General features: G+C 69.3%; 10 protein-coding genes and 2 pseudogenes. 9 read left to right on the top strand and 3 right to left on the bottom strand.

The features are described from left to right. The first annotated feature begins 11 nt into the window (after positions 1–11). From QUE79_RS15135 to leuA, 3 genes and pseudogenes are all read left to right on the top strand, one after another. Positions 12–1,343, top strand: a complete 1,332-nt coding sequence (locus QUE79_RS15135) for an alpha/beta hydrolase (protein WP_286343807.1) — start codon at positions 12–14, stop codon at positions 1,341–1,343. After that, positions 1,340–3,865, top strand: a complete 2,526-nt coding sequence (locus QUE79_RS15130; protein WP_286343806.1) for a bifunctional lysylphosphatidylglycerol flippase/synthetase MprF — start codon at positions 1,340–1,342, stop codon at positions 3,863–3,865. Before QUE79_RS15135 ends, QUE79_RS15130 begins: the two co-directional genes overlap by 4 nt. Positions 3,866–4,047: 182 nt before the next feature. After that, a pseudogene (leuA, locus tag QUE79_RS15125) lies at positions 4,048–5,806 on the top strand (2-isopropylmalate synthase). 111 nt (positions 5,807–5,917) lie between these two features. Here leuA and QUE79_RS15120 read toward each other — a convergent pair. After that, a complete protein-coding gene (locus QUE79_RS15120; RefSeq protein WP_286343805.1) occupies positions 5,918–6,592 on the bottom strand; it encodes a trimeric intracellular cation channel family protein in 675 nt (224 codons plus the stop codon). A gap of 34 nt (positions 6,593–6,626) precedes the next feature. Between QUE79_RS15120 and recO the strand changes: the two are divergent. Together recO and QUE79_RS15100 are read left to right on the top strand one after the other, a co-directional pair. Beyond that, a pseudogene (gene recO, locus QUE79_RS25640) lies at positions 6,627–7,398 on the top strand (DNA repair protein RecO). Positions 7,399–7,451: 53 nt separating this feature from the next. After that, entirely contained in the window at positions 7,452–8,246 is a 795-nt protein-coding gene (locus QUE79_RS15100) for an isoprenyl transferase (RefSeq protein ID WP_286346739.1), read from the top strand. Positions 8,247–8,308: 62 nt separating this feature from the next. Here the strand turns inward: QUE79_RS15100 and QUE79_RS15095 are convergent, their stop codons facing one another. Both QUE79_RS15095 and QUE79_RS15090 read right to left on the bottom strand, forming a co-directional pair. Next, positions 8,309–8,989 (bottom strand): hypothetical protein, encoded by a 681-nt coding sequence (locus QUE79_RS15095; protein WP_286343804.1) that lies wholly within the window; start codon positions 8,987–8,989, stop codon positions 8,309–8,311. 33 nt (positions 8,990–9,022) lie between these two features. Then, positions 9,023–9,994 carry a LysR family transcriptional regulator gene (locus QUE79_RS15090; RefSeq protein WP_286343803.1) on the bottom strand — a complete coding sequence of 324 codons (972 nt, stop codon included), beginning with the start codon at positions 9,992–9,994 and terminating at the stop codon, positions 9,023–9,025. Positions 9,995–10,230: 236 nt separating this feature from the next. Here QUE79_RS15090 and QUE79_RS15085 point away from each other — a divergent pair, with 236 nt between their 5' ends. The 4 genes from QUE79_RS15085 to QUE79_RS15070 all read left to right on the top strand — a co-directional run bounded on the left by QUE79_RS15085 (position 10,231) and on the right by QUE79_RS15070 (position 13,801). Further along, positions 10,231–11,142, top strand: a complete 912-nt coding sequence (locus tag QUE79_RS15085) for an aminotransferase class V-fold PLP-dependent enzyme (protein WP_350271553.1) — start codon at positions 10,231–10,233, stop codon at positions 11,140–11,142. 58 nt (positions 11,143–11,200) lie between these two features. After that, positions 11,201–12,586, top strand: coding sequence for a glycine--tRNA ligase (locus tag QUE79_RS15080; protein WP_286343802.1), 1,386 nt, complete (start codon positions 11,201–11,203; stop codon positions 12,584–12,586). A 313-nt stretch (positions 12,587–12,899) separates the two neighbouring features. Continuing rightward, entirely contained in the window at positions 12,900–13,598 is a 699-nt protein-coding gene (locus tag QUE79_RS15075) for a DsbA family oxidoreductase (RefSeq protein WP_286343801.1), read from the top strand. Beyond that, the gene (locus QUE79_RS15070; protein WP_286343800.1) at positions 13,595–13,801 is read left to right on the top strand and encodes a hypothetical protein; all 207 of its coding nucleotides are present in this window, start codon (positions 13,595–13,597) and stop codon (positions 13,799–13,801) included. Before QUE79_RS15075 ends, QUE79_RS15070 begins: the two co-directional genes overlap by 4 nt. The last annotated feature ends 49 nt before the right edge of the window (positions 13,802–13,850 follow it).

Here is a 13,850-nt window from a genome sequence, read left to right as displayed (position 1 = left end):
CCACTGAGAGCGTGAACCCGGAAGAGTGGCTCGAGCACCTGTCGCTCGTGGCGACCCCGACGCTGGGCGTGAGCTACGCGATCGCCGGTCTGTTCGCGATCCTGCTGCTCACCCGCCCGCGGAAGAGACGCGGCCCGTGGGCGCGCCACGTCGTCGTCGCGGTCGTGCTGGGGGCGGCCATCGGGGGGACCGCCATCTGGGTGGTGGGCGACCTGCTGAACGAGTTCGACGTGCCGCCGACCTGGGTCGACCGGGTCTGGGTCGGGGCCCTCGTCGCCGGCGTCTGCCTCGGTGTCGTCAATCTCGTCTTCGCTCCGGTCGGCCGCAAGGTCGTCGCCGTCTTCGCCATCGCCGGCTTCGTGCTGGCCGGCGGCCTCGCCATCAATCGCGACGTGGGGGAGTTCGTGACGCTCGGCCAGGCGGCCGGTGTCGACCTCGACGGACCCCTCGTGCTGCCGACACCCGCGTCGTCGGCCTTCGTCGAGCACGACTCCGACATCTACGCCGACTGGAAGCCGCCGGCTCTGATGCCGAGGCACGGGAGGGTGGGTTCCGTGTCGATCCCGGCCACCACGTCGCATTTCGTCGCTCGCAGAGCACTCGTCTACCTCCCTCCGGCGGCGCTGGTGGCGAGCGCGCCGGCACTGCCCGTCGTGATCCTGATGTCGGGTCAGCCGGGCAGCCCGAGTTCGGTCATGGCAGCCGGCAGGATCCCGCGCACCCTCGACGCCCTGGCGAAGAAGAACCACGGTCTGGCGCCGATCGTCGTGGTGCCCGATCAGCTGGGATCTGCCGGCGCCAATCCGATGTGCGTCGACGGTGCGCTCGGGAACAGCGCCCGCTATCTCACCGTCGACGTTCCGGCCTGGATCCGCGCACACCTGCACGTGGTGCAGGGGCGTGAGGCGTGGGCGGCCGGCGGGTTCTCACAGGGCGCGACCTGCGCGCTCCAGTTCGCGACCGGCGATCCTGCGCTCTTCGGTTCGTTCCTCGACGTCTCCGGGCAGCGGTACCCGACGCTCTCGAGCGACCGGACGGCCATCGAGGAGGGGTTCGCCGGGAGCTCCGCGGCGTTCGATCGCGCCAAACCCGCTGCCGTCATGCAGCGGCACGGCCCGTACGCGGACACGGTCGGATTCTTCGCCGCGGGCGAGAACGACGCCACGTACCGTCGGAACATGACCGTGATGTCGACCCTGGCCGCCCGGTCGAAGATCACGGTGACCCGCTATCTCTCGCCCGACAGCGGGCACGACTGGACCACGGCGTCCAACGCCTTCGCGCGCGGCCTCGCCGGTCTGTATCCGCGGCTCGGCCTCTCGACCATGGGCCGGACGCCATGACCACGACGGCCGGGCGGGGCGACGCGACACCGGGGCTCGTCGCGCGCAGCTCGACGACCCTGGTGCGTTTCGCCCGCGACCAACCGGTGAGCGTCATCGTCTCCGCCGTGCTCGTGCTGGTCGCCGTGCTGTCGGGGAGCGTGGTCCGCGGGCCGTCGGACGCGTTGCGCGACCTGATCGGCGCCGGCGTCGACGACCGCTCCTCGGCACACGCGTGGATCGCGACCCTGGGCTCGGTGCTCTTCTCCGGAAGCCTTCCGGAGCTCGTCACGACGGTCATCGCCGTCCTCGTTCTCGTCGGTGCTGCGGAGCGCAGGATCGGCTGGCAGCGCACCATCGTCGCCTACCTCGCGACCGGCGTCGTGGCGACGGTCATCGGGGTCGCCGTCCAGGCCATCGGCATCGGGCTCGGCGAGGTCTGGGCACTGACCGTGGCCTACGACACGACGCTCCACCCGTTCACCCCGGCGCTCGGCACGATCATGGCCGCGAGCGCTTTCGCCGGCCCCCTCTGGCGTCGCCGCATCCGGCTGATCGGGTTCGCCTCGATCACCACGTTCCTGCTCTACGACGGCCACCCCTCGGGGCTCTACGCTCTGGCCGGCGCCGCCGCAGGCCTGCTCCTCGGCAGGATCATGCGGCCCACCGACCGACACGTCGAGCGGCCGTGGACGCGCAGCTCACACCACGAGGCGCGAGTGCTGCTCTCCACGCTCGTCGCGATCACCGCTCTCGGTCCGGTGGTGACCTTGCTCACGCGGTCGCCGATCGGCGCGCTGGCCCCGCTGGGGGAGCTCTTCGGAAGTGCGCTCCCGCTTCGTCACACGGCCGCGCTCTGCCGGTTCCAGGCGGACACCGACTGCACGCGCGATCTGGCCCTGGGCGGCTTGCACGGGCCCGGCACGATCGCATTGAGCCTGCTCCCGCTGCTGACGCTTCTCGTCTGCGCCTCCCTCATCCGTCGCGGACGGCGCCTCGCGGTCCGCGTGGCGGCGATCGTGAACGCCCTGCTCGCCGTCCTCGCCGCCGTCTACTACGGCATCCTGCCGCTGACCGCCCAGACGACGCCGGCTCTGCCGGGCCACCTGGTGGAACGCCTGTTCCTGGCGCTGCTCTCGGTCGTGGCGCCCCTCTCGGTCGCAGTCGTCCTCGTCGTGTTCCTGCACCACTTCACCGTGCGGACACCCCGTGTCGTCGCCCGGCAGTTCGGCTGGACCGTCGGGTCGACCTTCGTCGCTCTCGTCGTCTTCTACGTCAGCACGGGCTATCTCGGCCGCGACCGGTTCACCCCGGCGATCTCGTTCCCCGGCCTGTTGCTGTCCGCGCCCGAGCGCTTCATCCCGGTCGGCTTCCTCGGGCTCCATCGGCTCGGCCCCGTCCCGGACGACGGTCCGCTGCGCGTGGTCTTCGAGTCCGTCGGCCCGGTGTTCTGGCTCGTCGTCATCGCAGCACTGCTGGTGGCGACGTCGCGCTCGACGACCCAGGGGACGACCGTCCGCGCGCGGGGCGACGTCGACCGGATCCTGCGACGCGGCGTCACCGGCGCCCTGTCGCACATGGCGACCTGGGAGGGCAACAGCTACTGGTTCACGCACGACGGCCAGGCCGCCGTCGCCTACCGGGTGATCGGCAACACGGCGATCACGACCGGAGACCCGCTCTGCTCGGCCGATCGCACGGCCGACGTGATCCTCGAGTTCGCGCGCTGGTGCGACGACCACGGGCTCTCGCCGGTCTTCTACAGCGTCCGCGACGAGATCGCACCGGTCTTCCGCGACCTCGGCTGGGCCCTGCTGCCGGTGGGGGAGGAGACCGTGCTGCATCCGGCCACCTTCACCATGAAGGGCAAGAAGTGGCAGGACGTCCGCTCGAGCATCAACCGCGCCGAGAAGCTCGACGTCCGCGCCGAGTGGACCACCTACGGCGCACTGCGGCCGGCGATCACCCAACAGATCGACGACATCTCCGAGCAGTGGGTCGCGGAGAAGGATCTCCCCGAGCTGGGATTCACGCTCGGCGGCCTCGACGAGTTGATGGATCGCGACGTGGCTCTGATGCTCGCGGTCGACTCGTCCGACCGGGTCCTCGCGGTCACGAGCTGGCTGCCGAGCTACCGGGACGGCGAGGTGATCGGCCGCACCCTCGACTTCATGCGCCGCCGTCCGGACAGCATGAACGGCGTGATGGAGTTCGTCATCGCCTCCGCAGCCCTGCGCGGTCGCGACGACGGCCTCGAGTTCCTGAGCCTCTCCGGCGCGCCCCTCGCCACAGCCGACGGCTCGGGCGGAGCCGCGAGCCAGACGGAGCGCCTGCTCGGCTTCCTCGCGCGAGTGCTCGAACCCGCCTACGGCTTCCAGTCGCTGCTGACCTTCAAGCAGAAGTTCCAGCCGGAGTTCGTCCCGCTCGTCATGGCCTACCCCGACCCTCTCGAACTCCCGACCATCGGCACGGCGCTGGCCCGCGCCTACCTGCCGGAGCTGTCGGTCCGCCAGGTGCCGAAGCTGCTCCGCCAGACGAGGTAGGGCAGGATCCTGCGCCTCGGCTTGCGCCCGCCACCGGACACGGTGCTAGGGTCGATCCGTGCTGTTCGGCCTGCTTCTTCTTAGCTGCCGCGACGAGACCTCGTTCTAAGGCCTCCCTCGTCGCGGCGTTCGCTGTGTTTTCTCACAGGGCCTGAACCCATCAGAGCGACAAGGTAGAGACCATGAAGAACACCCAGCAGACCTCAGGCATGCCGATCCACAAGTACGTCCCGTACGACGAGCAGATCGTCGTCGACCTGCCCGACCGCACCTGGCCCACGAAGCGCATCACGCAGGCGCCGCGCTGGTGCGCAGTCGACCTCCGCGACGGCAACCAGGCCCTGATCGACCCGATGAGCCCCGAACGCAAGCGGATCATGTTCGACCTGCTGGTGGGCATGGGCTACAAAGAGATCGAGGTCGGGTTCCCGTCGGCGTCGCAGACGGACTTCGACTTCGTGCGGAGCCTGATCGAAGAGAACGCGATCCCCGACGACGTCACCATCCAGGTGCTGACGCAGGCGCGCGAGCACCTCATCAACCGCACCTACGAGTCGATCAAGGGCGCCAAGCAGGCCATCGTCCACCTCTACAACTCGACCAGCATCCTGCAGCGCGACGTCGTCTTCCGCACCGACCGCCAGGGCATCATCGACATCGCACTCGAGGGCGCTCGCCTGTGCAAGGCCGCCGAGGCGACCGTGCCCGGCACCACCGTCTACTACGAGTACAGCCCCGAGAGCTTCACCGGGACCGAACTCGAGTTCGCCCGCGACATCTGCAACGCGGTCATCGAGGTGTTCGAGCCGACCGCGTCGCGGAACGTGATCGTGAACCTGCCCGCCACGGTCGAGATGGCCACGCCGAACGTCTACGCCGACGCCATCGAGTGGATGTCACGCAATCTGGCCCATCGCGAGAACGTGATCCTGTCGCTCCACCCGCACAACGACCGCGGCACCGCCATCGCGGCCGCCGAGCTCGGCTACCTGGCCGGGGCGGACCGCATCGAGGGCTGCCTGTTCGGCAACGGAGAGCGCACCGGCAACGTCGACATCGTCGCGCTGGGAATCAACCTCTTCACGCAGGGCATCGACCCGCAGATCGACTTCTCCGACCTCGACGGCGTCAAGCGCACGGCCGAGTACTGCAACCAGCTGCCGGTTCCCGAGCGGAGCCCTGGGCCGGCGACCTGGTCTACACCGCGTTCAGCGGCTCGCACCAGGACGCCATCAAGAAGGGCTTCGAAGCCATGGCGGCGTCGGCCTCCGCGCAGGGGAAGACCGTCGACGAGATCACCTGGGCGGTTCCGTACCTGCCGGTCGACCCCAAAGACCTGGGTCGCTCCTACGAGGCCGTCATCCGCGTCAACTCGCAGTCGGGCAAGGGCGGTGTCGCGTACCTGCTCAAGACCGACCACTCTCTCGACCTGCCGCGCAAGCTGCAGATCGACTTCTCCGGCGTCGTGCAGTCGAAGACGGACGCCGAGGGCGGCGAGGTCACCAGCGACCAGATCTGGGAGATCTTCCAGGACGAGTACCTGCCGTCGCGCGTGCCCGAGACCAAGTGGGGTCACTTCGAACTCACCCGCACGGGAACCCGCAGCGACATGAGCGGCGAGACGCACCTGACGGTCGATCTGCGCGCGGGCGCCGACGTCGTGTCGACCGAGGAGTCGGTTCCGGCCCCATCGATGCGTTCATCGCCGTGCTGTCGTCGCAGGGTGTCCAGGTGAAGCTGTACGACTACAGCGAGCACACGCTGAGCGCGTCGGGCGACGCGCAGGCTGCGGCCTACGTCGAACTCGACGTCGACGGCACGCGCCTGTGGGGTGTGGGCATCGACGCCGACATCTCGACCGCGTCGCTGAAGGCGATCGTGTCGGCCGTCAACCGCGCCCTGCGCTCCAGGGTCGTCGAGCCGGAACTCGCCTCCGCGTAGCTTCCCCGGGGCTCCTCGCTCCTCGCTGGTGGTTGGTGGCTCCTCGCTGCCGCAAGACGTTTCCCGGACATTTCAACCTGCCGCGGCAGGTTGAAATATCCGGGAGACGTTTTACGGCGGCACACTAGCGCGGGCGACGCCAGCGGGGAGCCGCGAGAGCGCGCGCTGCTCCGGCAGAGACCACCCGAAGCGGACGGCGAGCAGCCGGATCACCACGGTGACGATCGTTCCCGTGACGGCCGCCGCGATCGTGGGTACCCCGATCAGGACCATGGTGACGAGCACCGCCGTCCCTGCTCCGGCCGCGACCGCGTAGAGCGAGCCGACGTGCATCATCGCGATCGTCAGGTTCATCAACAGGTCGCGGAGCACCGAGCCGCCGACGGCCGAGATCACGCCGACGAACACGGCGGGGATCGCCGGCAGCCCCATCGCCAGCGCCTTGGTCGAGCCGATCGCACCGAACAGCCCGATCGTCAGCGCGTCGAGCACGGTGATGAATCCGGCGAGCCGGTTGAACAGGCGCTGCAGCAGCATGCCGAGCAGTGCGGCCAGGACCGCAACCGCCAGGTACCAGTTGGTACCGAGAGCGCGGGGAACCTCACCGAGCAGAACGTCGCGCAGGATCCCGCCCCCGAGTCCGGTCGCCGTGCCGATGATCGCGACCCCGAGCAGGTCGACCCGTCGCTCGCGGAACTGGCTCGCGAACAGCGCGCCCTGCAGGCTGCCGATCGTCACCGCCAGAAGATCCGCCCAGAGGGGGATGGTGAGGGCTGTGGCGGACACCCAGTGATTCTGTCATGCGGGGGATACTGGAGGGGTGCCCGTGTACCGAGACGAATGCGTGATCCTGCGCACCCACAAGCTGGGTGAGGCCGACCGCATCCTCACGATGCTGTCGCGGTCGCACGGCAAGATCCGGGCCGTCGCCAAGGGGTGCGCCGCACCGCCTCGAAGTTCGGCGCGCGGCTCGAGCCGTTCATGGTCGCCGACCTCCAGCTCTACGAGGGCCGCAGCCTCGACATCGTCACGCAGGCCGAGTCGCTCGGTTCGTACGGCGCCGACATCGTGTCCGACTACGGCAGCTACACAGCGGCGAACGTCATGGTCGAGACCGCCGACAAGCTGACCGACGCCGAGGCCGGCCTCCAGCAGTACCTCCTGCTGGTCGGGGCCCTGCGGGCTCTGGCCCGCCGCGAGCACGACTCGCAGCTCGTGCTCGACTCCTACCTCCTCCGTGCGCTGTCGATCGCCGGCTGGGCGCCGAGTTTCGGCGACTGCGCGGTGACCGGAGCCCCCGGGCCGCACTCCGCATTCGTGGTGCAGCTGGGGGTGTGGTCGCCGATGCCGCGGCCCCTCCCGGGGCGCCACGGCTCGATCCGGCCACGCTGCGCCTCCTGGGCGCGCTCCTGTCCGGCGACTGGGCCGAGGCCGAGTCGGCCGGCGAGTCGACGCGCAACCAGGCCTCCGGTGTCGTTGCCGCCTACACGCAGTGGCACCTCGAACGCGGCCTCAAGTCGCTTCCGCACGTCGACCGCACCGTCGCAGCCTCGCGACTGCCGGCCGTGAACCTTCAAGGGGAGATTCTGTGAGCACCACCCACCAGCCGTCGTCCGATCGTCGAGGGCTCTTCGGGCGCAAGCTCATGCCCAAGACGATGGACTACAAGCCGCTCGACTGGCAGGGCGGTGAACCCCCGGTCTACGCGGCGGGCAGTGTCCCCAAGCACGTCGCCGTCGTGATGGACGGCAACGGCCGCTGGGCCAACGCCCGGGGCCTCCCGCGCATCGAGGGGCACAAGGCCGGTGAGGCGGCTCTGCTGGAGGTCGTCGCCGGGGCCATCCAGGTCGGAGTGGAGCACCTCAGCGTGTACGTGTTCTCGACCGAGAACTGGAAGCGCAGCCCCGAAGAGGTCCGCTTCTTGATGGGGTTCAACCGCGAGGTCCTGCACCGAAGGCGCGAGCAGTTGAACGCGTGGGGCGTCCGTATCCGCTGGTCGGGTCGCCGACCGAAGCTCTGGGCGTCGGTCATCAACGAGCTTCGCGTCGCCGAAGAGGCCACGAAGGACAACTCGACCATGACGCTGAACATGTGCGTCAACTACGGCGGCCGCAACGAGCTCACCGACGCCGTCCAGTCGATCGCCGCCGACGTGGCGGCCGGCCGGCTGAAGCCGTCGGGGATCACCGAGAAGGTCATCCAGCGGCACCTTTATCAGCCCCAGCTGCCCGACGTCGACCTCTTCGTGCGGAGCTCGGGCGAACAGCGCACGTCGAACTTCCAACTGTGGGAGTCGGCGTACGCCGAGATGGTGTTCCTCGATCAGCTCTGGCCCGACTTCACCCGCGAGGACCTGTGGCAGGCGATCGACGTCTACACAGGACGCGGCCGCCGCTTCGGTGGCGCCGTCGACGCCCCCACTCCCGCCCCGCGTTCGTAGGGCGCAACACGCCGGTCACCTCGTCGGCGGCGGCGATCTGCGCACGATCGGCGTGGGCCGGGCTAGAAGGTGATGTTGGCGCCGAGGAAGATGCGCTCGCTCGGCCAGAGGAACTGGAGGGTGAGCGGTCCGTCGGAGTCCCGGTGGAACCAGGCATTGGCGAACACGACGGCTTTACCCGGAAGCAGATACCAGGTCGGCGACGCCTTGGGGAACTGCGTCGACAGATCGGTGCTGTACCCCTTCCGTGTGAGGAGGTCTTGCCCGGCGAAGGTGTCTTGCGCCGCCAGCTTGTTGCCGTACGACGAATAGTCGGCGCTCAGATCGGTGAGGTCGAGTCTCTGGCTCGAGTCGTTCGTGAGCACGTAGGCGGTGACCTCGACCTCGGTGCCCGCAGGGTACGGGTCGTCGCCGTTCGGGTGCGCGAAGATCGAGGGTTTCGTCGTGGTCAGCTCGCCGACCTTGTAGATGTAGATCGTGAGGTCTTTGTAGTTGACCTGATTGAGCAGTTTGCCGCCGGGCGCGAGCTTCGACGGGTCGGCGCTGCCGCCTGAGCTCGTGCCGCCCGAGCCCGTGCCGCCGGTGACCTGCGGCTGCGGAGCCGAGGTGGAGCCCGAGCCGCCGGTGGTGCCGCCTCCCGATCCGGCAACGGGTGTCAGGGTTCCGACGGAGGGGGCGCACGCCGTCAGCGCGACCAAGGCCGCCGCGGCGACGAGTGTCGCCAGGAGTCTCTTCGGTCGCACGGTGCGGTGCCCTTCGTTCGGTACCCGACCAGCCTAACCGCGGCCGACGACCGTCCCGCCGCGCGGAGTCCGGTCGGAGAGGACTCCGCGAAGGCCGAAGAGCGCAGGATCGAGAGCCGCCAGGGCACTCAGCGCGGCCCGCACCGCCGGTACCCGCTCGGCACCTGCCGCGTGGGCGACGTGCACGACCCGGTCGTCCTGCTCGGGTAGCGCTCGCGCCTCCACGCCGTCCGGAAGGGCCGCCGGCCGCAGCGACAGCGACGGCAGCAGGGCGACGCCGAGACCTGCGGCGACCAGCCCCGTCACGGCGAGGGCGTTGTCGGTCTCCAGGACGATCTCCGGCTCGAAGCCGGCGCGACGGCAGGCGGCGAGCAGGTGTCCGCGGCACCGCGGGCACCCGCCGATGAAGCGCGCGCCGTCGAGCGAGGCGAGGACGTCCTCCCCGATGACGCCGACCGGCGCCACGGCCAGCATCGTGTCGCGGTAGAGCGGCGTCTCGACGACCGTGTCGCTCTCGGGTGACGTCGTATCGCGACCGTCGCCGGGGTAGCTGAACGTGAGCGCGAGGTCGACGCTCCCGGAGCGGAGCAGTTCGAGCGCCTCCGGCGGTTCGACCTCGACGTACGAGACGCTCAGACCGGGGTTCGCCAGTCGCATGCCTGACAGGAGAGCAGGAACGAGGGTCGGCGACGCACTCGGGAAGCCCGCGATCCGGACCGCACCCGTCGTCGTTCCCGAAAGGTCGTCGAGCTCCTGCTGGGCCGCGTCGAGCGCCGCCTGCACGTGGACGGCGTGGCGGGCCAGACGCTCGCCCGCCTCGGTCAGAGAGACCCCTCTCGACGCGCGCAGAACGAGCGGCTGCCCCAGTTGCGCCTCGGCGCGCCGGAGTCGCTGCGTGATCGCAGGCTGGCTGTACCCCAGGCGGTGGGCCGCTGCCGTGACGCTTCCGGTGTCGGCGATGGCTCGGATCACGCGGAGGTCGAGCAGGTCGAGGTCGTGGCTCATTCCGCGAGCATAACCATCTCTTATGGCAGGCATGCCCAACCCGTGGTTGTGTGATGGCCGCGTGCCTCCGATCCTGGAGTCATGCCTCCCGCCCTCATCGACCTCGCCACAGCGCGGTCGTCGTTCGCGGCCGGTGCCGGCTACCTGGCCGCCTGTACGGGCGGACTCCGCTCCGCGCCACGGTCGAGGCCCTGCGCGCCGACCTCGAGGCGTGGTCGGACGGCTTCGTGTCGCCCGTGGCCTACGGACGGATCGCCGACGACACGCGGGACGCCTTCGCGCGCCTGGTCGCGGTCGACCCGTCGCAGGTCGCTCTGGGGTCGCAGACGTCGGCCATGGTGTCGGTCGTGGCCGCTTCCGTTCCCGACGGGGCGGAGGTGCTCTGCGTCGAGGGCGACTTCAGCTCGGTCGTCGCTCCCTTCGTGGCGCAGGATCACCGCGGTGTCCGAGTTCGCTCGGTCCCGTTGGCCGCTCTGGCGGAGGCCGTCGCCGACGACACGTGGCTCGTCGCCTACTCGCTCGTGCAGTCCGCGACCGGTGCCGTCGCCGATGACGACGCGATCCTGCTCGCGGCCCGGACCCACGGGGCGCGCACGCTCGTCGATCTCACGCAGGCCGCGGGAGTTCTGCCCGTCGACGCGTCGCGGTACGACGCGACCGTCACCCACGCGTACAAGTGGCTCTGCTCGCCGCGCGGGGTCGCGTTCGCCACCTACTCCGACGCCTTCGCGCGGATCCTGCGCCCCATCCAGGCCGGCTGGTACGCGGGCGAAGACGTCTGGGCCTCCTGCTACGGCGGCGGACTCCGGCTCGCCGAATCGGCGCGACGATTCGACGTGTCACCGGCGTGGCAGGCCTTCGTCGGCGCCCGGCCCGCGATCGAGTTCTTCGCCGGGCTCGACCTCGACGAGGTCTGGCGCTCCGTCGCAGGGCTCGGCGATCAGCTCTGCCGTGCCCTGGGCATCGCGCCGCAGGGTCAGGCCATCGTGACGTGGGCGGATCCTGACGGGGTCGACCTCGCCCGCCTGACGGACGCCGGACTCACCGTGTCCGGCCGTGCCGGGAGGGTCCGGGTGGCCTTCCATCTCTGGAACACCGAGCGCGACGTGGACCGCGCGGCCTCAGCGCTGGCAGGTCGAGGCCAGTAGGCTGTCGGGGTATGTCGGGCACCCAGCTCGGCGCCGTCGTCCCTTTGGAGCATCACACGTGGCAGCCCCCAACCGTCTCGATTCCGTCATCGCCCTGGCCAAACGCCGAGGCTTCGTCTATCAAGCGGGCGAGATCTACGGTGGATCGAGGTCGGCATGGGATTACGGGCCCCTCGGCGTCGCGCTGAAGGAGAACATCAAGCAGCAGTGGTGGAAGTTCATGGTGCAGGGCCGCGACGACATCGTCGGGCTCGACTCCTCGGTGATCCTGCCCCGCCAGGTGTGGGAGGCCTCCGGCCACGTCGAGGTCTTCTCCGACCCGCTGGTCGAATCGCTGCACACCCACAAGCGCTATCGCGCCGACCACCTGCTCGAGGCGTACGAGGAGAAGCACGGTCACCCGCCGGTCAACGGCCTCGCCGACATCCGCGACCCCGACACCGGCCAGGAGGGCTCGTGGACCGAGCCGCAGAACTTCTCCGGCCTTCTCAAGACCTTCCTCGGCCCGGTCGACAACGAGCAGGGCATGGCGTACCTCCGTCCCGAGACCGCTCAGGGCATCTTCGTCAACTTCGCCAATGTCATGGGTTCGGCTCGAATGAAGCCCCCGTTCGGCATCGCGCAGGTCGGCAAGTCGTTCCGCAACGAGATCACACCGGGCAACTTCATCTTCCGCACGCGCGAGTTCGAGCAGATGGAGATGGAGTTCTTCGTCGAGCCGGGCACCGACGACGAGTGGTTCCAGTATTGGATCGACGCCTGCTTCGACTGGTACATCGGGCTGGGGCTGTCGCCCGACAACGTGCGCCGCTACGAGCACCCCGTCGAGAAGCTGTCGCACTATTCGAAGCGCACCGTCGACCTCGAGTACAAGTTCCGTTTCGCGGGTTCCGAGTGGGGCGAGCTCATGGGCGTCGCGAACCGCACCGACTTCGACCTCAAGACGCACAGCGAAGCGTCCGGCGTCGACCTCTCGTACTTCGATCAGACGAAGAACGAGCGCTGGATCCCCTTCGTGATCGAGCCCGCGTTCGGCCTCACCCGCGCCCTGATGGCGTTCCTGGTCGACGCCTACCACGAAGACGAGGCACCCAACGCGAAGGGCGGCGTCGACAAGCGCACCGTTCTCAAGCTCGACCGTCGCCTCGCTCCGGTCAAGGTGGCCGTCCTGCCGCTGTCGCGCAACGAGAACCTCTCGCCGCTGGCGCGGTCGGTTGCCGCGTCGCTCCGTCAGCTCTGGAACATCGACTTCGACGACGCGGGCGCCATCGGCCGCCGCTACCGCCGCCAAGACGAGATCGGCACCCCGTTCTGCGTCACGGTCGACTTCGACTCGCTCGACGACAACGCCGTGACCGTGCGCGAGCGCGACACGATGGCGCAGGAGCGCGTGCCGCTGGACGAGCTGCAGGCCTACCTGGGTGCGCGGCTGGTGGGCTGCTAGCCGCCGCCTCCCGCGCCGGCAGGCCTCCCCGTCAGGCCTCCGGCCCCGCGCGCAATTCAGGAAAAACCCGTGATTCGGCCCGATTTCCGGCCGAAATCACGGGTTTCTCCTGTTGAACGACATCTCCCTGGCACGGAAGCACCTCGGCGGCCTCGCCCCTCGCCCCTCGCCCCTCGTGCCGAGCTGGTGCGGCTCGGGCACACGTCGCGCGCCCTCACAGAGGCGGTTCGTTCGGGTGCTCCTCTGGCGACTTCCCGAGGAGCGGGTCACGACCAGAAGGAATGCAGCCGCCGGCTGATAGGTTGCCACCACTGTGAACGCAAGCAACCCCATCAAAGTCGACGTCTGGTCCGATATCGCGTGCCCCTGGTGCTTCATCGGCAAGCGCAAGTTCGAGGCGGCCGCGGCCGGTTTCGAGGGCGAGGTCGAGGTCGAGTACCACTCGTTCGAGCTGTCGCCCGACACCCCCGTCGACTTCGAAGGCAACGAGGTCGAGTTCCTGGCGACTCACAAGGGCATCGCTCCCGAACAGGCGAAGTCGATGCTCGACAACGTCATCGGGATCGCCTCGTCCGTCGGGCTCTCATACGACTTCGACGCCATGCACCACACCAATACCGTCAAAGCCCACCAGCTCCTCCATTACGCGAAGGCTCACGGCATCCAGCTGCCGATGACCGAGAGGCTCCTCTCGGCGTACTTCGAGCAGGGGCGGCACCTGGGCCGGCTCGACGTCCTCGCCGACATCGCTGCCGAGATAGGTCTCGACCGCGACGACGTCGTCCGGTCGCTCGAGGCCGACGAGTACCTGTCGGACGTGCGTGCCGATCAGGCTCAAGCGGTCGAGTACGGCATCAACGGCGTCCCCTTCTTCGTCTTCGAGGGCAAATACGGGGTATCCGGGGCGCAGGATCCCACCGTCTTCCGGAACGTTCTCGACACGGTCGCCGCCGAGCTGGCCGGTGAACCCGCCGACCAGGCAGACCCCAGCGAAGAGGCGGTCACCCGGTGACCATGGAACCCACCTCGCCCGTGTTCACCATGCTGGGCGACGCCGCCGCCGAGGCCTGCGAGGGCGACAGCTGCCTGGTCCCCGGAACGGCAGCCGCAGCGCGGGCGGAGAGGATCATCGACATCGAGCCGACTCCTCAGGAGGCGGCGGCCGCGTCGGCCCGAGCCGTCGCAGCCGCCCTCGACGAGGGCGCGTCACTCTGACTCGGCCATCGTCCCCTCGGACACGAGACAGCCGTCTCCAGCCCACGCG

Source organism: Frondihabitans sucicola, from assembly GCF_030296615.1.
Taxonomy (GTDB): Bacteria; Actinomycetota; Actinomycetes; order Actinomycetales; family Microbacteriaceae; genus Frondihabitans; species Frondihabitans sucicola.
This window is presented reverse-complemented; position numbering and strand designations above follow the sequence as displayed.

Excerpts from the sequence above, each read along its gene's own strand:
- QUE79_RS15090 (WP_286343803.1), bottom strand. The coding sequence starts at position 9,994 with ATGAGCCACGACCTCGACCTGCTCGACCTCCGCGTGATCCGAGCCATC.
- QUE79_RS15130 (WP_286343806.1), top strand. The coding sequence starts at position 1,340 with ATGACCACGACGGCCGGGCGGGGCGACGCGACACCGGGGCTCGTCGCG.
- QUE79_RS15100 (WP_286346739.1), top strand. The coding sequence starts at position 7,452 with ATGCCCAAGACGATGGACTACAAGCCGCTCGACTGGCAGGGCGGTGAA.